The sequence below is a fragment of the Kitasatospora sp. NBC_00458 genome (assembly GCF_036013975.1).
Lineage (GTDB): Bacteria > Actinomycetota > Actinomycetes > Streptomycetales > Streptomycetaceae > Kitasatospora.
This window is the reverse complement of record NZ_CP107904.1, coordinates 2,361,986-2,381,004: the sequence shown is the minus strand read 5'-3', so window position 1 is coordinate 2,381,004 and position 19,019 is coordinate 2,361,986. Positions and strand designations below refer to the sequence as shown.

General features: G+C 75.9%; 17 protein-coding genes. 7 read left to right on the top strand and 10 right to left on the bottom strand.

Features of this window, described 5'->3' with window-relative positions; translation table 11 throughout:
- Window positions 1–3: 3 nt before the first annotated feature.
- Window positions 4–558: a hypothetical protein gene (locus OG550_RS09185; RefSeq protein WP_327676191.1), complete on the bottom strand. Its 555-nt coding sequence runs from the start codon at window positions 556–558 to the stop codon at window positions 4–6.
- 281 nt (window positions 559–839) lie between these two features.
- Between OG550_RS09185 and OG550_RS09180 the strand changes: the two genes are divergently transcribed.
- The gene (locus OG550_RS09180) at window positions 840–2,714 is read left to right on the top strand and encodes a hypothetical protein (protein WP_327676190.1); all 1,875 of its coding nucleotides are present in this window, start codon (window positions 840–842) and stop codon (window positions 2,712–2,714) included.
- Window positions 2,715–2,757: 43 nt separating this feature from the next.
- Here the strand turns inward: OG550_RS09180 and OG550_RS09175 are convergent, their stop codons facing one another.
- Window positions 2,758–3,366, bottom strand: coding sequence for a TetR/AcrR family transcriptional regulator (locus OG550_RS09175; RefSeq protein WP_327676189.1), 609 nt, complete (start codon window positions 3,364–3,366; stop codon window positions 2,758–2,760).
- Between the two features lie 177 nt (window positions 3,367–3,543).
- Between OG550_RS09175 and OG550_RS09170 the strand changes: the two genes are divergently transcribed.
- The gene (locus tag OG550_RS09170; RefSeq protein ID WP_327676188.1) at window positions 3,544–3,768 is read left to right on the top strand and encodes a hypothetical protein; all 225 of its coding nucleotides are present in this window, start codon (window positions 3,544–3,546) and stop codon (window positions 3,766–3,768) included.
- A 61-nt stretch (window positions 3,769–3,829) separates the two neighbouring features.
- Here OG550_RS09170 and OG550_RS09165 read toward each other — a convergent pair whose 3' ends face one another.
- From OG550_RS09165 to OG550_RS09155, 3 genes are all read right to left on the bottom strand, one after another.
- Window positions 3,830–4,873: an agmatine deiminase family protein gene (locus tag OG550_RS09165; RefSeq protein ID WP_327676187.1), complete on the bottom strand. Its 1,044-nt coding sequence runs from the start codon at window positions 4,871–4,873 to the stop codon at window positions 3,830–3,832.
- Window positions 4,874–4,953: 80 nt separating this feature from the next.
- Window positions 4,954–6,675 carry an urease subunit alpha gene (locus OG550_RS09160; protein WP_442905963.1) on the bottom strand — a complete coding sequence of 574 codons (1,722 nt, stop codon included), beginning with the start codon at window positions 6,673–6,675 and terminating at the stop codon, window positions 4,954–4,956.
- A complete protein-coding gene (locus tag OG550_RS09155; RefSeq protein WP_327676186.1) occupies window positions 6,672–7,382 on the bottom strand; it encodes an urease subunit gamma in 711 nt (236 codons plus the stop codon). The genes OG550_RS09160 and OG550_RS09155 overlap by 4 nt, the downstream gene beginning before the upstream one ends.
- Before the next feature lie 511 nt (window positions 7,383–7,893).
- On the opposite strand from OG550_RS09155, the gene OG550_RS09150 reads away from it, so the two are divergent.
- Both OG550_RS09150 and OG550_RS09145 read left to right on the top strand, forming a co-directional pair.
- Entirely contained in the window at window positions 7,894–8,382 is a 489-nt protein-coding gene (locus tag OG550_RS09150) for an ATP-binding protein (protein ID WP_327676185.1), read from the top strand.
- Between the two features lie 262 nt (window positions 8,383–8,644).
- Window positions 8,645–10,924 (top strand): SpoIIE family protein phosphatase, encoded by a 2,280-nt coding sequence (locus OG550_RS09145; RefSeq protein WP_327676184.1) that lies wholly within the window; start codon window positions 8,645–8,647, stop codon window positions 10,922–10,924.
- 123 nt (window positions 10,925–11,047) lie between these two features.
- Here the strand turns inward: OG550_RS09145 and OG550_RS09140 are convergent, their stop codons facing one another.
- From OG550_RS09140 to OG550_RS09120, 5 genes are all read right to left on the bottom strand, one after another.
- Window positions 11,048–12,106 carry a DUF2637 domain-containing protein gene (locus tag OG550_RS09140; protein WP_327676183.1) on the bottom strand — a complete coding sequence of 353 codons (1,059 nt, stop codon included), beginning with the start codon at window positions 12,104–12,106 and terminating at the stop codon, window positions 11,048–11,050.
- A 215-nt stretch (window positions 12,107–12,321) separates the two neighbouring features.
- Window positions 12,322–13,359 (bottom strand): (2Fe-2S)-binding protein, encoded by a 1,038-nt coding sequence (locus OG550_RS09135; protein WP_442905962.1) that lies wholly within the window; start codon window positions 13,357–13,359, stop codon window positions 12,322–12,324.
- Window positions 13,360–13,573: 214 nt separating this feature from the next.
- Window positions 13,574–14,419 carry a hypothetical protein gene (locus OG550_RS09130; RefSeq protein ID WP_442905961.1) on the bottom strand — a complete coding sequence of 282 codons (846 nt, stop codon included), beginning with the start codon at window positions 14,417–14,419 and terminating at the stop codon, window positions 13,574–13,576.
- Between the two features lie 208 nt (window positions 14,420–14,627).
- Window positions 14,628–15,497, bottom strand: coding sequence for a hypothetical protein (locus OG550_RS09125; protein ID WP_327676182.1), 870 nt, complete (start codon window positions 15,495–15,497; stop codon window positions 14,628–14,630).
- 189 nt (window positions 15,498–15,686) lie between these two features.
- Complete coding sequence (locus tag OG550_RS09120) at window positions 15,687–16,304, bottom strand: nucleotidyltransferase family protein (protein WP_327676181.1); 618 nt, start codon at window positions 16,302–16,304, stop codon at window positions 15,687–15,689.
- 146 nt (window positions 16,305–16,450) lie between these two features.
- On the opposite strand from OG550_RS09120, the gene OG550_RS09115 reads away from it, so the two are divergent.
- From OG550_RS09115 to OG550_RS09105, 3 genes are all read left to right on the top strand, one after another.
- Window positions 16,451–17,584 carry a radical SAM protein gene (locus OG550_RS09115; RefSeq protein ID WP_327676180.1) on the top strand — a complete coding sequence of 378 codons (1,134 nt, stop codon included), beginning with the start codon at window positions 16,451–16,453 and terminating at the stop codon, window positions 17,582–17,584.
- Window positions 17,585–17,749: 165 nt separating this feature from the next.
- A complete protein-coding gene (locus OG550_RS09110; RefSeq protein WP_327676179.1) occupies window positions 17,750–18,514 on the top strand; it encodes an HNH endonuclease family protein in 765 nt (254 codons plus the stop codon).
- A gap of 59 nt (window positions 18,515–18,573) precedes the next feature.
- Complete coding sequence (locus OG550_RS09105) at window positions 18,574–18,873, top strand: alpha/beta hydrolase (RefSeq protein WP_327683751.1); 300 nt, start codon at window positions 18,574–18,576, stop codon at window positions 18,871–18,873.
- The last annotated feature ends 146 nt before the right edge of the window (window positions 18,874–19,019 follow it).

Below are 19,019 nucleotides of genomic sequence, written 5' to 3'. Positions count from 1 at the left end.
CGCTCAGGACCGGTGTACTTGGAGTTCGTGCAGGTCGGGCGCGGGGTGCGGGCCGACCAGCAGCCCTGCGGGCACCACCCGGGGCGGCGCCTCGGGGGACGCCGGCAGGGGCGCCGCGGCGGGTTGCGGGTGCGGCGGCGGATTGGGGAGCTGGGCGTCCTGGGCGCAGTACGGGTGACCGGAGCAGCCGTTGTCGCGGTGCGGCGGATCGCCGTCGACCGAGCACCACGTCCAGTGCCGGTGGCTCTCCGCGCGGACGCGCTCGCCGACGGTCTGCGGCGTGCCGTCCGGGCCGGTGGCGGTGTGGTGCCGGTGGCCGGTGACCGCCGCGGCGGCGGTGGCCGACGCGATGCGGAGGCCGGTCGGCGGACCGGCCAGCGGACCGGCCGGGGCGGCCACCGGTGCGTCCGGCCGCTCGGTCGTGACCGCCCTGGCGTGGCCCGCGCACGGCAGGGCCGTGAGCAGTCCGGCCAGCAGCAGGATCCACAGCACGCCCACCGGGCGGCCCGTGAGTACGGCCCTCCCCGGTCGGGAGGTGCTGGGGGCCGACGCGGTCATGCGCACATTTAATCAGCCGAACGAGTGAAGCGAGCCCCCTCCCGGTCTCTCACTTTCGGCGGCCGACGGGCCGGAATCCCCCGGAAACACCCTGGTCGGGGCGGTTCGGTCGAGCACGGGAGGAACGGAAGCGAAACGGACGGCGAACCCGGTGATCGTTATCGGCCGATGTGGGTGTGGTTGTCGTCGAAACCCGGACAGCGTCGTTGCCCTTGGAGACAATGACGTCGAGCCCGGCCCGCCGGGGGCGGCGCGACCACGGAACGACCAGGAGCCGCCAGATGACCAAGCAGGGTGCACCCGCGCAGCAGCCCCGGCCGGACGACGGCTGGTGGGACGCGGTCTACGCGGGCCCGGCGGGCACCCTTCCCGACACCCCGGACGCGACCCCGGGGGAGGGCAGTGTCGACGACTGGTTCGAGACGGCGGCCGGACTGATCGGGCACCAGAGGGGCGGGGACCCGGCACCGGCTCCGGCCGCTCCGGAGGCGGCCGGTCCGGAGACGGCCGGTCCGGAGACGGCCGGTGTCGAAGGGGCCGGTGTCGAGGGGGCGGAGGTGGCGGCCGAGCCGGAGAGGGCCGTGCCTGCCGTGCCGGTCGAGGCGGATCCGGCGGCCGACACCCAGGTGCTGGAGCGGGACAGCATCGACGACTGGTTCGACACGGCGGTCGGCGTGATCAGCCCGCAGGGTCCGGAGCCGCACGAGACCCGCCGCTTCCCGGCCCCCGCCTGGGCGGAGGACGGTTCGGCGCAGCGGTCCGGGACACCGGAACGGGTACCGGCGGTGGAGCGGGAGGCGGGCGCGGAGTTCCGACCGGCGGCGGAGCCCGGACCAGCGGCGGAGCGCACCGACCCGCGGACCCCGGACCCGGCCGCCGCCCGCGTGCCGGAACCCCGGCCCAAGCCCGGGGCCGAGGCAGGACCGGGGCCGACGCCGGTGGTGGAACCGGTGTCCGAGGCGGTGCCGACGGCCCCCGAGCAGCCCGCCCCGGCCCCCGAGCCGACCCCTGAACGCGCGCCCGAACCCGTACCTGAGCCCGAACCCGTACCCGAGCCCGAACCCGAACCCGAACCTGAGCCCGAGCCTGAGCCCGAAGCGGCCCCCGAGCCGGTCGTCGTGGAGCACCCCACCCCGGCCCCCGCGCCGGCCGTCCCCGCGCCGCCCGCACCCGCCCCCGCGCCGCCCGCGCCCCGTCCCGCCGTCCGGGCCGGGCGAAGCGGCACCGCGCCCGCCGTCCCGCACGTCGGCGAGCGGCCGCCCACGTACGGGCCCGAGCCGACCGCCGTGCCGGAGGCGGACCCGGGCGCGCTGGGCTCCGTCGTCGCCGACACCGTGCTGGAGGGCGCGCAGTACGCCGCCACCACCCTGCGCGCCGCCTCGGTCCGCGGCGACTCGGCCCGCTACCGGGGCGAGCCCCGGCGCGACGCCCTGCTGGTGACCCGGTTCGGGGAGGGGGCAGACGGCCTGCTGCTCGCCGTGCTCGCCGGCTTCGACCGGCCCGGCCCGGCCGGCGGGCCCACCCCGGAGGAGGTCGCCACCGCGGCCGCCGAGTCCTGCCGGCAGCTGGCCGGCGCGATCGGCCGCAGCCGCCCCGGCCTCGCCGCCGACCTGCGCGACGGTGCCCGGGACCGGCTCCGCTACGGACTCCAGCGGCTCTCCACCGGGGCGGCGGCCCCGCTGCGCGCGCTCGTACCGGACGCGGTGCCCGGGGCCGGACCGGACGCGGAGGCCGAGCCGTCGCCCGTCTCGCTGCACTGCATGCTGCTCCCGCTCGACCCGGCGGCCGGGTACCGCGCGGCGTTCGGGGTGGGGCCGGGCGGGCTGTACCTGCTGCGTTCGGGGCACTGGATCGACGCGTACGCGGCCCGGCTGCTGCACCACCCGGACGGTCAGCCGCCGGTGCCCGAGGGGCAGTCGCCGGGTCCGCGCCCGTTCCGCTTCCGGATGGTCCCGGCGACGCCGGGTGACATCCTGCTGCTCTGCGCCCCGGGCCTGGCCCGCCCGATCGCCGACGAGCCGGCGGTCGCGCACTTCCTGGCCTCGCACTGGGCGCACCCGCACCCGCCGGGCACGGTGGACTTCCTGCGCCAGGTCCAGGTCCGCGCCAAGGGCTACGCGGACGACCGCACCGCCGCCGCGGTCTGGACGGAGTAGCCGGGCCGCCCGGGCCCGGTCGCGGGGGCCGCCCGGGGCCCGCTCAGGCGGGCGCCGCGGCCAGCAGGGTGCCGCAGGCGGACCGGGCGAGGTGGAGGGCGCGGGTGCGGCGGGCACCGGTGAGGCCGAGGGCGAGCGGGACGGCGAGGCCGTCGAGCAGGGCGCGGATCTGGCTGGCGCGTTCGGCGGCGTCGCCGGGGCCGAAGCGGCCGGCGGCGGTGCCCTCCTCGATCAGGGCGACCAGGTCGGCCTGCCAGGGGGCCTCGATCTCCAGCTGGCCCTGCCGCAGTTCCTCGCTGGCGGGGGAGCGGCCCCACACCTCGACCCAGAGGATCCAGCGCGGGTCGCCGGGCCCCTCGGGCAGGTAGAGCCCGGCGTACCCGGCGAGCCGCTCCCAGGTGTCCCTGGTGGTGTCGGTGAGCACGTCGTGGCGGCGGGCGCCGAGCTGCTCCTCGCTCCAGCGGAGGGTCTCCAGCAGGAGCTGGTCCTTGCTGCCGAAGTAGTAGAGCAGGTGGCCGGCGCTCATCTGGAGCTGTCTGCCGAGGCTTGCCATGGTGAGCCCGGCCAGCCCGTGTTCGGCGATCGCGGCCCGCGCGGTGGCGAAGACCTCCTCGCGGGGGCGCGCCGGTCGGCGCGGGCGGGGGTCCGCCATCTGTCCTGCTCCTCTGGTGCCTGTGCGGCGCGCACGGGAGACCCGCGGCGGCCCTTCACGATACCGGCCGTGTCCGGGGCGCCACGGAGCGGGACGGGAACGGGTTCGGACGGTGTTCCTACGGGTACGTACCAATCATCCCGACCGGCAGCACGAACCCGACCCGAGGGGGTGTCCATGGCCGCACTGATCGCCCTGTTCGCGGGGCTGGCGGTGATCGTGACCGGACTGGCGTTCCTCCTGCACCGCCGGAGCGGTCGCCCCACCGAGAACCTCGACGGCGTCCTCGCCGAGCGGGAGCGGCTGGCCCAGCTGCGGGCCCTCCGCTCCTCCTACAGCTCCATCGCGATGCACAGCACCCACGGCCTCACCACCGACGACCTGGGGAGGTACCACCGGTAGGCGGCCACCCGCCGCTGTGCCCGGCCGCCGCTTCCGGCGGCCGGGCACAGCGGTGCGGAGGTCAGGCCTTCGGCTGCTGCTGGGTGATGCAGTGGATCCCGCCGCCGTTGGCGAAGATCTCGCGGGCGTCGACCAGCTCGACCGTGCGGCCGGGGTAGGCCTCGCGGAGGACCGCGGCGGCCTCCTCGTCGCGCGGGTCGTCGAAGGCGCAGAGGACGACGACGCCGTTGGCGACGTAGTGGTTGATGTAGGAGTAGTCGACCGGCTCGCCGTCCTCGTCCAGCAGGACGGTGGGGGCGGGGAGTTCGATGACCTCCAGCTGCCGGCCGCGGGCGTCCGTGGAGGCGCGCAGGATCCCGACCAGTTCCTTGCACACCTCGTGGTCGGGGTGCGCCGGGTCGGGCTGGACGTGGGCGACCACGACGCCCGGGCGGACGAAGGAGGCGACGATGTCGATGTGGCCGCGGGTGCCGAACTCGTCGTAGTCGCGGGTGAGTCCGCGCGGCAGCCAGACGGCCTTGGTGGTGCCGAGGAAGGCGTGCAGCTCGGCCTCGACCTCCTCCTTGGTCCAGTCGGCGTTGCGGCCCTCGCCGAGCTGGACGGTCTCGGTGACCAGCACGGTGCCCTCGCCGTCGACGTGGATGCCGCCGCCCTCGTTGATCAGCCGCGAGGCGAACCGCCGGACCCCGGTCAGCTCGCTGACGTGCTCGGCGACGTGCTGGTCGTTCTCCCAGCGGGCCCAGGACTGGGCGCCCCAGCCGTTGAAGACCCAGTCGGCGGCGGCCAGGCCGCCCTCGCCGTCGACGAGGAAGGACGGGCCGATGTCGCGCATCCAGGCGTCGTCCAGCGGGCGCTCGACGATCTCGACCTGCTCGGCGACGTACTTGCGCGCCTCCGCCGTCCCGCCGGTGTTGACGACCAGGGTCACCGGCTCGTACCGCACGACGGTGTTGGCGACCGCCGCCCAGGCCTCGCGCGCCGCATGCAGGTGCTCGGGGGTGTCGAAGGTCGGGTTGTCGGTGGGGAAGGCCATCCAGGTGCGCTCGTGCGGGTGCCACTCGGCGGGCATCCGGTAGCCGAGGGAGGCGGGGGTGGGGCTGGTCATCTTCGTGTCCTTGGGAGGAGGGCGGTCGGGGTCGGTCGGGTCGGTCGGCGTCAGAGGAAGTCAGGCGAAGTCAGGGGAAGTCAGAGGAAGTAGAGGCGGCTGAGCGACACGCTGTCGGCGGGCTCGGAGCGCAGCGGGGCGCCGTCCAGCGAGACCAGGCCGGTCTCGGTGACGTCGACGCGGCCGGTCCGGGCGTTGCGGACCATGTCGGCGGGGCCGATGCCGCGGGTGCCCCGGACGCCGACGCGCCGGCGCCGGGTGGGCAGGCCGTCCGCGGCCCGGTCGAGGTAGGCGCCGTCGGCCGCGGCCTGGGAGACGAAGGCGACCGAGATGTCGGCGGCGGTGGCGCCGTGGGCGCCGAACTGCGGCCCCAGGACGAGGGGTTCGCAGCGGTCGGTGGAGGCGTTGGGGTCCCCGACGACGCCGTAGGCGGGGAAGCCGGACTTGAGGACGAGCTGGGGCTTGGCGCCGAAGTGGTCGGGGCGCCACAGCACGATGTCGGCGAGCTTGCCGACCTCGATGGAGCCGACCTCGTGGGCCAGGCCATGGGCGATGGCCGGGTTGACGGTGAGCTTGGCGATGTAGCGCAGGACGCGCTCGTTGTCGTCGCCGCCCTCGGTGGTGCCGTAGGAGCCGGTGCCGTCGAGGGGGCCGAGCTCGGCCTTCATCTTGCCGGCCATGGCGAAGGTGCGGCGGACGGTCTCGCCGGCGCGGCCCATGCCCTGGGCGTCGGAGGAGGTGATGCCGATGACCCCGAGGTCGTGCAGGACGTCCTCGGCGCCCATGGTGCCGGCGCGGATGCGGTCGCGGGCCATCGCGGCGTCGCCGGGCAGGTCGGTCTTGAGGTCGTGGGCGGAGACGATCATGCCGAAGTGCTCGCCGAGCGCGTCCCGGCCGAAGGGCAGGGTCGGGTTGGTGGAGGAGCCGATGACGTTGGGGACGCCGGCCATCTTGAGGACGTTGGGGACGTGCCCGCCGCCGCAGCCCTCGATGTGGAAGGCGTGGATGGTGCGGCCCTCCAGCACCCTGAGGGTGTCCTCGACGGAGAGGCACTCGTTGAGGCCGTCGGTGTGCAGGGCGACCTGGACGTCGTACTCCTCGGCGACGCGCAGCGCGGTGTCCAGCGCGCGGGTGTGCGCGCCCATGTCCTCGTGCACCTTGAAGCCGGAGGCGCCGCCCTCGGCGAGGGCCTCGACCAGCGGCGCCGGGTCGGAGGAGGAGCCCCGGCCGAGGAAGCCGATGTTGACCGGCCAGGCGTCGAAGGCGTTGAAGGCGTGCCGCAGGGCCCAGGGCGAGTTGACGCCGACGCCCCAGACCGGGCCGAACTCCTGGCCGATGATCGTGGTCACGCCGGAGGCCAGGGAGGCCTCCATGATCCGCGGCGACAGCAGGTGCACGTGGGTGTCGATGGCGCCGGCGGTGGCGATCAGGCCCTCGCCGGAGACGATCGTCGTGCCGGTGCCGACCACCACGTCCACGCCGTCCAGGGTGTCCGGGTTGCCGGCCCGGCCGATCGAGGCGATCCGGCCGCCGATCAGGCCGATCGAGGTCTTCCGGACGCCCAGCACCGCGTCGATCACCAGGACGTTGCTGATCACCACGTCGCAGGTGTCGCGGACGGCGGCGGGCTTGAGGTGGAGGCCGTCGCGGGCGGTCTTGCCGAAGCCGGCCAGGAACTCGTCGCCCGGTGCCTGCGAGTCGGACTCGACCCGGACGATCAGGCCGGAGTCGCCGAGCCGGACCCGGTCCCCGGCCCGGGGGCCGTGCACGGAGATGTAGTCGTGCGGGCTGATGGCGTTCACGACTCGACCTCCGCGTCGTCGAAGCCGGTGAGGTACCCGGTGGCGCGGGCCTTGGCCAGCGCGGCCTCCCGGGCGCCGGGCGCGTCCAGCGGGCCGTCCACCAGGCCCGCGAAGCCGATCGCGACCCGCCCGCCGCCGATCGGGACGAGGCCGACCTCGACGGTGGCGCCCGGGTCGAAGCGGACCGAGGAGCCGGCCGGCACCGCGAGGTGGGTGCCGTACGCGGCGGCGCGGTCGAAGGCCAGCCGCGGGTTGGCCTCGAAGAAGTGGAAGTGCGAGGTGACCGAGATCGGCACCGCCGAGGTGTTGTGGACGGGCAGCACGACCGTCTCCTCGACCGGGTCGTAGCCCGCGCCGTCGCCGGCCAGCGCGCCGCCGGGGGCCTCGTCGCCGAGCGAGCCGGCGCCCCGGAAGGGGTCGTCTACCACGGCCAGGCGGGTGCCGTCCTCGAAGACCGCCTCGACCTGGACCACGGTGACCACGTCGGGCACGCCGGGCAGCACGTCGTCGGCGCCGAGCACCGAGCGGCCGGCCTCGACGGCCTCGGCGAGGCGCCGGCCGTCGCGGGCGGCCTCGCAGACGGTGTCCGCGATCAGTGCGGTGGCTTCGGGGATGTTGAGGCGCAGGCCTCGGGCGCGGCGGGCGCGGGCCAGCTCGGCTGCTGTGAAGATCAGCAGCCGGTCCCGCTCGGTGGGGGTCAGTCGCACGGTTCCTCGCTCGCGGTCGCCGGGAGGGGTGGGGGTGAGGAATGGGGGGTGGGGGTGGCCGGGGCGGGTTCTCGGTGCCTCCGGGCGTTCGGATGCGAAGTTAGAACGCCGTTCAAACATCCTCGGCCATTGAACCCGGACCCGGCCGCCCTGTCCAGCGTTGCGGCTCCGGCGCCGTTCGGCTCGCCGGGAGCCGCGATCGGACCGGGCGTGTCGCGGGCGCGGCCGGGCGGCAGGGCTCGAAAACGGCTCGTATGCTTCGCAAACCTGTCCGCCGAGGGCAGTTGGATCACGCCAACGGCCCCGTGCCCCTTTCACCCCAGGTGATCGCCCGTGCACTGTTCCAAATGCCGAAAGGTGGGCATGAGGATGGGTGGTCAGAACGAGGGGGGCCACCCGGCCGGCGGGGGATCCGGCCCGGGGCCCCGGAGCGAGGGCGGGGGCAGGGGTGATGGACGGACAGTCGCGATTCCCGCGGCAGCGGACGGGTTCGGGGGGCGTTTTCCGGCCCATGGGACAGGGCGGCACGGCCGCCGCCACGAGCACCGCCGGCACGGCGGGCGCCACCGGCGCGGCCCGCCAGGGCGTGCCGGCCCCGGGGTGCGCGCTGCACCGCCGGCTCCACCTCGCCGTCGAGGCGGCCGACCTGGTCGCCGTCGCCGCGGTCCGCCGGAGGCTGCGCGCCGCCCTCGCCCACTGGGGCGTGCCGGAGCTGGCCGACACGGCCGAGCTGCTCTCCTCCGAGCTGGTCACCAACGCGCTGCAGCACACCGGTCAGGGCGCCGTCTTCGACGCGGTGCTCACCGCCGACCTGCGGCTGCGGATCGAGGTCCAGGACGGCACCGCCCGGCTGCCCGGCCGCCGGCGCGACCCGAACGCCGAGTACGCCACCTCGGGCCGCGGGCTGCTGCTGGTCGAGGCACTGGCCGACTCCTGGGGCGTCCACCTCCGCGGCGACGGCAAGGTCACCTGGTTCGAGCTGGCCTCGGCCCCGGCCTGACCCGACCGGAACACCGTTCGCTGTCGAACGATGCCCGGAACCCAAGGTCGACGCCAAGATTTCCGGCCCGTTGCCATTGCCGCTGGGCCGAACATTGGCCAGGATGGTGGGAATGTGTGTCCACGTGCGAGAAGCGGCGGGGAAACCCCACCTCGACTGACCATCGTCCGTCGGCACCGACCCACCGAGCACCACCCACCACACCGCCACGCGGCCCGTCCGGACGGTCGGCGCGGTCCGCCACGGCAGCGGCAGGAGCAGCATGCCCACAGAGCCCGAGTCACCGGGGCCCGCCCTCCCGCCCGGCCCGTCCACCACCGGGTCGGGGCGGACCAGGCCCCCCGCCCAGACGGCCCGGCGGCACGCGCTGCGCACCGCTCCCGGCCTGGCCGCCGGGCGGCTGGCGCCGATGCTCTCCGGTGGCCTGCCGGTCTCCCAGAGCGACTCCACGCCGGACTGGCTGGAACCGGCGATGGCGGCCAACGGCATCGGCTCCTTCGACTGGGACATCCGCCGCGACGTCCTGGAGGGCGACCAGCGGGCCTGCACGATCGTCGGCCTGGAAACGGCGGACAAGGGCCGCTTCGACCGCACCTCCGCCTCCTTCCTGGCCCTGCTCCACCCCGAGGACGCCCCCGTGGTGCGGCGCCGGGTCGAGCGCGCCGTCGCCGAGCTCGGCCAGTGCGGCGCCTACTACCGCACGGTCGGCCCGAGCGGCACCATGCGGGCCGTCCGCTTCCGCGGCCGGGTCCTCGCCGACGCCTTCGGCCGCGCCTCCCGGATGGTCGGCTTCGTCTGGGACGCCACCGTCGAACTGCACAAGCGCGACCGCGCCGACCGGATGGCCCTGCTGCGCGAGGAGCGCTCCCGCTTCATCAAGGAGGCCGCCCGGGCCCTCTCCGAAGCCGTCACCGTCCGCGACGTCGCCCGGGTCTTCACCGAACTGCCGCTCCCCGGCCTGCCGCCGGACGGCCTGGTGCTGGCCTCGTTCGAGGCCGGCCGGGTGCAGATCCTCGGCGCCTCCGGCTACCGCGCCGAGGAGCTGGCCGGCTACGACCGCTCGGTGCTGCCGCCGGCCCACCCGGCCGCCGAGTCGCTGCGCAACCGTGCGCCGGTCTTCTGCGCCAGCCGCGAGGAGTACCGCGAGCGCTACCCGGACGTCTGGGAGCAGACCCGCCGGACCAGCCGCAGCTCCTGGGCCTTCCTGCCGCTGGTGGCCAGCGGCCGGGCGATCGGCGTCTGCGTGGTCAGCTTCGACGACGACCGCCAGCTCGACGCCGACGAGCGCACCCTGCTCTCCACCCTCGGCGGCCTGGTCGCCCAGTCGCTCGCCCGGGCCCGGCTGCACGACGCCGAGCACGAGCTGGCGGCCGGCCTCCAGCGGGTCATGCTGCCGCGCACCGTCCCCTCGGTGCCCGGCGTCACCACCGCCGTCCGCTACCTGGCGGCCGGCTCGGGCCTGCAGATCGGCGGCGACTGGTACGACGTCGTCCCGCTGCCCGGCGGCCACGTCGGCCTGGTGATCGGCGACGTCCAGGGCCACGACGTGCACGCGGCCGGCATCATGGGCCAGCTCCGGATCGCCCTGCGCGCCTACGCCGCCGAGGGCCACCCGCCCGCCGCGGTGATGGCCCGCGCCTCCCGGTTCCTCGCCGACCTCGACACCGACCACTTCGCCACCTGCACCTACGCCGAGGTCAACGTCGACTACGGCGTCGTCTACGCCGTCCGGGCCGGCCACCTCGACCCGGTGGTCCGGCGCGCGGACGGCACCGCGACCTCCGTCCCGGTCGCCGGAGGGCTGCCGCTGGGCATCGCCCCGGACGAGGAGTACCGGGTCACCCGGTTCAGCCTCGACCCGGGCGAGACCGTACTGCTCTGCACCGACGGCCTGGTCGAGTCGCGCGGCATGGACCTCGACGAGGGCATCGCCCGGCTCACCTCGGTGCTCGCCGAACCGCTCGCCGACCCGGTGCGGGCCGGCCGCGACCCGCTGGAGGTACTGGCCGACCGGATCGCCTCCCAGGCCGCCGACTCCAGCGAGCGCGAGGACGACATAGCGCTCCTGCTGCTGCGCTGGGACGGTCCCGAGGGCGGCCTCGCGGCCCAGCAGCTGCGCCGCCGGATCGGCCAGGCCGACCTGGCCCGGATCTCCGAGGTCCGCGCCGAACTGCGCGACGCGCTGCGCCGCTGGGGCGTGGCCGAGCTGATCGACACGGCCGAGCTGCTCTCCTCCGAGCTGGTCACCAACGCGATCCGGCACACCGACCGGGACGCGATGTTCACCGCCCGGCTCTACCGGGAGCCGGCCGCGGACGGCGGCCGGGCCCGGCTGCGGGTCGAGGTGGAGGACGAGTCGGACCTCTGGCCGACCCGCCGCACGCCGGGGGAGCAGGCCTCCTCCGGGCGCGGGCTGATGCTGGTCGAGGCGATGGCCGACGGCTGGGGCGTGGAGCCGCGGGGCTCGGGCAAGCGGATGTGGTTCGAGCTCACGGTGGCCCCGGCCGTCGCGGCGACCGCCGCCGGGGCGGCCGAGGGCTGACCGGGGCCGGGGTCGGGGCCGACCCGGGCCGGGCCGTGTCGGACCCGGCGGCCGAGGGCGGCGCCGTCGGCCGCCGGGACCCGGGGGACCGGGGGACCGGGGGGACCTGCGGGACCGGGGGCCTCAGCCGAACTGCTGCTCCAGGTCCTTCAGCTTGCGCTCCAGCGAGTCCAGCCGGGGCAGGGCCACGGTGTCCTCCTCCATGGTGAGGTCGACGGTGCGCCGCTCGGGGCGGGCCGGCAGGCCCGGCTGCGCCGGCGTCCCCTCGACGGCCGTGCCCTCGGCGGACGCGCCGTCGACGGCCCCGGTGCCGCCGGGGCCGCCCGCTATGGCGGACTCCGGGCCGGGCTCCAGCTGCCGGGCGCCCGCTGACGAGCCGCCGCCGCGCTGGCGCCAGACGCTGTGGGTGCGGTTGATCGCCCGGATCTCGGCCCGCTCGCGGCGGCCGGCGAGCTTGCGCCGCTCCTTGTCCAGCGCCTTCTCGCGCTTGTCCTCGCGGACCTCGTCGACCGCCTCGTCCAGGCTCCGCACGCCCTCCAGCAGCATCAGCGACCAGGCCGCGTAGGTCTCGCGCGGCGCGCGCATCCAGCGGACGATCCGGATCTGCGGCAGCGGGCGGGGGACCAGCCCCTGTTCGCGCAGGGCGGCCCGGCGGGTCTGCTTCAGCGCCCGGTCGAACAGCACGGCGGCCGAGAGCGACATCCCCGCGAAGAACTGCGGTGCGCCGGCGTGGCCGAAGCCGCGCGGGGCGTGCACCCAGTTGAACCAGGCCGAGGCGCCGGCGAAGAGCCAGACCAGCAGCCGGGAGCCGAGCGCGGCGTCGCCGTGGCTGGCCTCGCGGACGGCGAGGACCGAGCAGAACATCGCCGCCCCGTCGAGGCCGAACGGGACCAGGTACTCCCACCCGCCGGAGAGGTTGAGGTTCTGCACCCCGAAACCGACCAGCCCGTGGAAGGAGAGCGCGGCGGCGACGGCCGCGCAGCAGAACAGCAGCGTGTACGAGGCCCCGCCGTACAGGGACTCCTTGCGGCGGCGGCGTTCCTCGGAACGCTCCCAGGAATCCGCGGCACCCGATCCGGTGGCGGATCCCCGGCTCCGGGCCAGGGCCACCAGCAGGGCGCTGACCAGCAGCACCGCAACGCCGGTGACGGCCCAACCAAGCGGTATGTCGGACAATTTCATCGCCTGGACCAGCCTCGCTTTCCTGCGTCGCAATTCCTGCGCCGTGATGGCGGGGACCATCATGACCGATGCCCGGCCGGAGAATGGCTGATTCGCTGTCAATGCGCTGGCGAGAGGGATTTCTGGCGGGGGATAAGTCGCATCGTCCTATTATTTCTGCGTCGGTATTTCCCGGAATAGCGGGCCCGCCCCCCGCCGTACCCAGGGGACCGCCGTCAACCTCGCGTGACGCGGGGGCAGCCCGCACACATCTCCTCGGCCCGGACGGTGTACACGAGGCAGCAACTGGCCCGGCACCGGTCGGAGTGAACCGGGGAGCCGGACGCGGGGGCGGTGAATCCGGCGCCCGGCGCGAAGGGCGCGCGATCCGGCGCCGGGCAGGCGTCGTTCAACCCCGGCGCGAGCAGCGCGGACAGCTCCGCACGGGCGCGTTCCTCCTCGTCGAGCAGCCCGGCGGCGTGCCAGAGGCCCTCGACCACGGCGTCCGTCGCCATCGCCCAGAGCGTGCGGGGACCGCGTCGCACCTCCGGCCGGAAGGCCGCCAGCACCGGGGTCAGGAAGTCGGCCAGGGCGGAGCGCAGTTCGCCGGCCAGCGCCACCTCGTCGGGCACCGTGCGGACGCCGGTCCGGTGCCCGGCACCCGCGGGCGCGGCCACCGGGGCGGGTCCGCCCGGGGTCCACGGGGCGGCCGCGAGGGCGGCCGCGAGGGTGGCCGCCGGGTCGTCCGGCAGGCAGACGAACGGGCCGGGACGGACCGTCAGCTCGCCGGTGCGGCGCCGGATCGAGACGTCGGCGGGGGTGAGCAGCGGCACCCGGCGCTCCAGGAACCACGGCAGGGTGAACAGCAGGGCGACCGGCCAGACGAACCGGTGCAGGCCGAACCCGGCCGCCACGTCCGGGCGCAGCGGCTGCCCGTAGCGCGCCAGGCCCTGCCGGACGTCGTGGGAGATCAGGTCGCGCAGGGCCTCCGGGCGGTCCAGCAGGTCGGCTCCGGCGATCCAGCCCCGGCCGGTGCGCGGCGGGGCGCAGTGCACCCGGAGGGCCGGCATGAGTTCGCCGAGCCGCCGGTAGGCGGCGGCGCCCGGTGCGGCGCCCGGTGCGATTCCGGGCGCGGCCGCCGGGGTCCGGGGCGGGGAGGTCCCCGGCGCGTCCGCCGGGGCGGTGGTGACGGGTCGTGACGGTGGCGGGGCGGGAGCCGCTTCGGCGGTGGTGGCGTGCGGCGCGGGGCCGGGCCGGGTGCTGCTCACGGTCATGGTGCGGGCCCCATCGGGTCGACCGGAGCCCGTGCCGGACCGCCCGCTCCCGCGCCCGGCCGGGGCGCCCGCCGCCGCCGGCGCACCCGGGGGGTGTGCCTCGCCGTCGCCGCACCGCACGTCCGGGCCCGGCCGACGGGGGCCTGGCGGAGCCCGGGAACGGCAAGGCGAACCCGGCCGGGTCACTGCTCGACCCGGCCAGGTTAGGGTCACCTTAGCTGATCGGCCCCTGGGCCTGCCTCCCGATGCGTCCGTCCGGGGGAGCGCCCGGCGCGCGCACCGCGCTCAGCTGGCGCGAGAGCCAGACCGGGACGCCGCCGAGCGCCTTCACCAGCCGCGCCGCCTCGGCCCGCAGCCGGACGGCCTCGGCCGGCTCCGAGACCTCGGCCAGTGCCGCCAGCGCGGGCGCCACCCCGACCGTGAAGCCCAGTTGTTCGCGCAGCCGCAGCGAGGCCTCGAACCCCTCGCGGGCCCGCTCGCGGTCGCCGGCCGCCAGGGCGAGTGCGGCCAGGTGCCGCCAGGTGGAGGAGCGCAACAGCTCGTCCCCCCGCTCGCCGGCACCGTCGTGCGCCCGGCGGTAGGCGATCCAGGCCGCCGTCGGGTCGCGCAGCAGGTTCTCCGCGACCAGCCCGCGGCGGAAGTCCAGCAGCGGACGGCCTGGGGCGTCCGGCGGCAGCAGTGCGGAGGTACGGCCCAGCGCCGCCTGGGCCTCGTCGAGCCGGTCGCGTGCGCCCAGCACGCTGGCCACGTACGCCAGGAAGCCGCGTGCGCAGGACGCCGCCGCGCGCTGCTCGGTGGAGGTCGACCCCGCCTCGGCGAGCCGGAGCGCCTGTTCCGCCTGGGCCCAGTTCGCGGCGGTGAACAGGCACTGCTCGATCAGGAGTTCGGCCCGGACCAGGGCCACCGTCGGATCCCGTTCGGCGGCCGGGCGCAGCAGTTCCGCGGCCTCCTTCCAGCACGCCCGGGACCGCAGCCGCCACACGGTGTCCCCCGGCTCCTGGGGTGCGGTCGCCCGCCCCCGCCCGTCCCGGCCGCTAGGGCCCCATCCGTGCTCCGACAACGCCACCTCCTTGTGCGCGCCATCCAGCAGGACGCGGACCCTTCCCCTCGTGGCAAGACACGCCCCGGGCCCGCGCTGTGGCGGCAATTCAACACGGGGGCGAGCTTGTGCACCAGATCACGAGCGGAGGTTGTTGCGCTCGGGCGGGTTTTCGTCTAAACGATCAGCGGCCCGTCGGGCGGAAGGCCGATCGGGTCCGAACGGCGGCTCAGGACGTCCAGCCGGTCTCCATCAGGGCCTCGGCGGCACCGTTGGCGGGCTGCGGCACCCCGGCCAGGTCCAGGCTGAACAGGGCCACCAGCAGCTGCTCCCCGCGCACCGTGGCCTGGTGCGAATAGCCCGCAAGAGTGAACATCGCGGCGGCCATCTCCTCGGCGTGCAGGGTCTGCAGCCAGAGGCACTCGACCGACTTCACGTCCGCCGGCTCGGTCCAGGTGTCCACCTGGGCGACCATCCGGCTGCCCAGCAGGGTCACCCCGTCGCGCTCCTGAGCCTCGGTCAGCTCCAGGTCGTCGAAGCCCAGCCACTCCAGGTAGCGGGCGGCGGTGAACACCGCGTCCTGCGAGGTCCGCACCGGGTGCGGGCGGAACGGGGCCCGCCGACGCCACGGCGTGGCCGTTCCGCCGGAGCCGCCCGGCGGCGCCGGCACCGGCGGGGCGTCCAGCGGCTGGGCCGGCCGCGCCGGGTACGGGTGGGAGGCGCGCGGCCCCGCCGCGGCGCCCAGCGGCCCGGTGGCCGAGCCGCCTCCCAGCCGGGTCGTGCGGTCCACCGGGAGCCGGACGGTGGCCCCGCAGTTGCAGGTGAACTCGGGCTGCGGCCACTGGTCGGAGCGCCCGCAGTGCGGGCATCGCATGCTCAGCCAGGAGTCCTCCCAGGACCGGAACCGGACCTGCACCGGCACGCCCCCGCGCAGCAGCGGAACCTTCAGCGAGGCACCGCAGGGGCAGGGCAGCGACGGCGGCTCGTACAGGTGCTCCCGTCGGCAGGCGGGGCAGCGGATCGCCCGGGCGCCACCCCCCGCGCCCGGGCCGCGCCCGGCCGGGTCGTGTCCGGTGAAGTCGTCGGGCAGTCCGGCCATCGCGGGCACCGTCCGTTCGAATCGGGGGAGGAGGGACGTGTCCCATGCTCCCCGAAACGTGCGGGCCGCGGCGCGGAATGCGGCAATCCTCAGGGAGGAATCAGGGGTGTGCGCTCGATTCCTCGGCGGGGAGGAGGAGAGCGGTTCCACCCTTGAGGGGGATCCGTTCGATGACGCGCGGCGCAGGCGTCATCCCGCACCCCAACGCGCGAGGTCGGCGGGGGTGTCCAGGTCGTCCGGAGTGGCGACGTCGGCGCACTCCACCAGCGCGATATCCGAGGCGTGCGCCCCCAACAGAGCCCGCGCGCCCGCGTCCCCGGACGCCCCCGCCACCGCCTCGGCGAAGTACCGCGACCCGATCAGCACCGGATGCCCCCGCCGCCCCCCGTACGCCGCCGCGGCCAGCTCCGCGCCCGCCCGGTGCGCCGCCAGCAACCGGGCCACCGCCGCCGCGCCCACCCCGGGCGTGTCCACCAGCATCACCAGCACGGCCGGCGTCCCCGGCGCCAGCGCGGCCAGCCCGACCCGCAGCGAGGAACCCATCCCGGACTCCCAGTCCGGGTTGGCCACCAGCCGGCAGCCCGGCAGGTGCGCCAGCGACCGGACCCGGTCCCGGGCCGCGCCCACCACCACCGTCACCTCCCGGCAGCCACCGGCCCGCGCCGCCGCCGCGGCGTGCTCCACCAGCGGCCGCCTCCGGTACGGCACCAGCGCCTTCGGCCGCCCGCCCAGCCGCCGCCCGCCACCGGCGGCCAGCACCAGCGCGGCGACCGCGTCCTCGCCCCGCACGGGCCCCGCGTTCTGCATACGCCCAGCCTGCCCGCCCCGCCGGGCGCACCGCAGCCCCGGCCGGCCGTTCTTGGACGAATCCACAACCCGGCCCGGCGGGGAGCGCCCGCGGCCCGGCGGTTCGGCCGCTGGAGTTTCCGCGCCGCCGCCCCTGTACTGGGCCGATGAACACCGCACCGCGCCCGCTGGTCGACCGCTACGGCAGGGTCCACACCGACCTGCGGGTCTCGCTCACCGACCGCTGCAACCTGCGCTGCACCTACTGCATGCCGGCGGAGGGGCTCGCCTGGCTGCCCAAGGACGAGGCGCTCGGTGACGACGAGGTGGTCCGGCTGGTGCGGATCGCGGTGCGGCGCCTCGGGATCGCCTCCGTCCGCCTCACCGGCGGCGAACCGCTGCTCCGGCGCGGCCTGCCCGGCCTCGTCCGGCGGATCACCGAGCTCGGCCCCGAGGTGTCCCTGACCACCAACGGCATCGGGCTGGCCCGCACCGCCGGCGAGCTGAAGGCGGCGGGCCTGCACCGGGTCAACGTCAGCCTGGACACCCTGCGCCCCGAGCGGTACGCGGCGATCACCCGCCGGGACCGGATCGCCGACGTGTTCGCGGGCCTGGCCGCGGCGCGGGCCGCCGGCCTCGACCCGGTCAAGGTCAACGCGGTGCCGGTGCGCGGCGTCAACGACGACGAGCTCGTCCCGCTGGTGGAGTTCGCCGCCGGGCACGGCTACCGGATGCGGTTCATCGAGTCCATGCCGCTGGACGCGCAGGGCGCCTGGGACCGCGGCCGGATGGTCACCGCGGACGAGATCCTCGCCGTGCTCGGCGCCCGCTGGGAGCTGCTCCCGGTCGGCGGGCCCGCCGGGGCGGGGCGGTCCGCCGGGACTCCGGGGGCGGAGGGGAGTGAAGGGAGCGAGGGGAGCGCCGGGGCTTCCGGGGCCGTCGGGCCCGGCGGGCGGACCGCCGGGCCTGCGTGGCGCGACGGGTCCGCGGGGCGCGCCACGCCGCCGGCGGAGGAGTGGCGGATCGCCGGGACGGACACCGTGGTCGGCGTGATCGCCTCGGTCACCCGCCCGTTCTGCGGCGGCTGCGACCGCGTCCGGCTCACCGCCGACGGCCAGTTGCGCAACTGCCTCTTCGCCACCGAGGAGTCGGACCTGCGTGCGCTGCTCCGGGGCGGGGCCGACGACGCCCGCATCGAGGCCGCGTGGCGGGCCGCGATCGCCGGGAAGGGACCGGGGCACGCGATCGGCGCCGCGGGGTTCGTCCGTCCGGCCCGGCCGATGTCGGCGATCGGCGGCTGAGGGGCGGGGCGGGGTCCCGGGTGCGCTGTTCCCGGGGCGGCGCGTCCCGCGCGGCATGTGACGTTCGCCATGATCGAAATGCTCCGTGTTGTGCCCCCTTGACCGGGTGTGGGGCGGCTGGTCTGCTGGTGCGCCGTCAGCCGCCCGCCACCTGGGGAGTCCTCCGTGTCCGCCCGCCGCACCGCCCTGTCCGCCGCCACCGTCCTCCTGCTGTCCGCCCTGGCGCTGACCGGCTGTTCCGGCGCCGGGAAGCCGACCGGTGGCGCGACCCCCGCCGGTCCGGTCGGCGCCGCCGGTCCGGCCACCAGCCCGCTGCAGAACCCCGACGGCACCAAGCCCGGCCTGGCCCCGCTGACTTCGCCCGCGGACCTTGCGGCCGGGCGCGAGCTGATAGCCGGGGTCGCCACCGCCCGGACCGGCCCGAAGGACGGCTACGACCGCAACGAGTTCGGCCCGGCCTGGACCGACAACGTGGACGGCGTCCCCGGCGGCCACAACAACTGCGACACCCGCAACGACCTGCTGGCCAGGGACGGTACGGCGGTCGAGCGCAAGGACGGCTCCTCCTGCGTGGTCACCTCGATGACCATCCACGACCCGTACACCGGCCGGACGGTGCAGTGGTCCAAGCAGCAGGCCTCGAAGATACAGATCGACCACGTGATGCCCCTCTCCTACGACTGGCAGATGGGCGCGGCCACGTGGGACAAGGCGAAGCGCGTGCAGATCGCCAACGACCCGCTCAACCTGATCCCGGCCGACGGTTCGCAGAACGCCTCCAAGGGCGACTCCGGGCCGTCCGCCTGGCTCCCCGCCGCCCCGGAGATCCGGTGCGCGTACGCGGTGCGGTTCGCCCAGGTCTCGCTGAAGTACCAACTGCCCGTCACCGAGGCGGACAAGAAGGCCATGCTGCAGCAGTGCGGCGGCTGACCGGCGGCCGATCGGTAGGCGAGGAAACGATTCATTAGCGGCACGAGCCGGGCTCGGCGCTGTTCGACCCGGACTGCCGCACCTGGCCGTTCCGTTCGGCCGAGAAGGCGCACCCGATCGCCTCGAAGAGCGCGGCCCCCATCGTCGTCGTCGGCTCCACCGGCGACGCGGCCACGCCGTACGCGTCGGCGGAGAAGCTCGCCGCCCAGCTCGGCAACGCCGTCCTGCTCACCCGCGAGGGCGACGGGCACACCGGCTACGGCTGGAGCGCGTGCATCCGGGCCTCGGTGGACGCCTACCTGATCGACGGTGCCGTGCCGGCCGCCGGGACGCGCTGCGCGACCGACGCCGCGGGGTGACCCGCGGGGAGGGGTGACCCGCGGTCAAGGGTGACCTGGCGTGCGGAAGGGGCGCGGCACGGTACTCGGACCCGAGTGCCGTGCCGCGCCCCTGCTGTTCCCCGCCCCGGGGATCCGGTGTCGTCCGGTCTCCGCCGGCCTGTTCC

What these genes read in the sequence shown, in the direction of transcription:
- OG550_RS09180 (WP_327676190.1), top strand. Translation starts at nt 840, where the DNA reads ATGACCAAGCAGGGTGCACCCGCGCAGCAGCCCCGGCCGGACGACGGC.
- OG550_RS09150 (WP_327676185.1), top strand. Translation starts at nt 7,894, where the DNA reads ATGGGACAGGGCGGCACGGCCGCCGCCACGAGCACCGCCGGCACGGCG.
- OG550_RS09165 (WP_327676187.1), bottom strand. Translation starts at nt 4,873, where the DNA reads ATGACCAGCCCCACCCCCGCCTCCCTCGGCTACCGGATGCCCGCCGAG.
- OG550_RS09115 (WP_327676180.1), top strand. Translation starts at nt 16,451, where the DNA reads ATGAACACCGCACCGCGCCCGCTGGTCGACCGCTACGGCAGGGTCCAC.
- OG550_RS09145 (WP_327676184.1), top strand. Translation starts at nt 8,645, where the DNA reads ATGCCCACAGAGCCCGAGTCACCGGGGCCCGCCCTCCCGCCCGGCCCG.
- OG550_RS09175 (WP_327676189.1), bottom strand. Translation starts at nt 3,366, where the DNA reads ATGGCGGACCCCCGCCCGCGCCGACCGGCGCGCCCCCGCGAGGAGGTC.
- OG550_RS09120 (WP_327676181.1), bottom strand. Translation starts at nt 16,304, where the DNA reads ATGCAGAACGCGGGGCCCGTGCGGGGCGAGGACGCGGTCGCCGCGCTG.
- OG550_RS09135 (WP_442905962.1), bottom strand. Translation starts at nt 13,359, where the DNA reads ATGACCGTGAGCAGCACCCGGCCCGGCCCCGCGCCGCACGCCACCACC.
- OG550_RS09185 (WP_327676191.1), bottom strand. Translation starts at nt 558, where the DNA reads ATGACCGCGTCGGCCCCCAGCACCTCCCGACCGGGGAGGGCCGTACTC.
- OG550_RS09170 (WP_327676188.1), top strand. Translation starts at nt 3,544, where the DNA reads ATGGCCGCACTGATCGCCCTGTTCGCGGGGCTGGCGGTGATCGTGACC.
- OG550_RS09140 (WP_327676183.1), bottom strand. Translation starts at nt 12,106, where the DNA reads ATGAAATTGTCCGACATACCGCTTGGTTGGGCCGTCACCGGCGTTGCG.
- OG550_RS09125 (WP_327676182.1), bottom strand. Translation starts at nt 15,497, where the DNA reads ATGGCCGGACTGCCCGACGACTTCACCGGACACGACCCGGCCGGGCGC.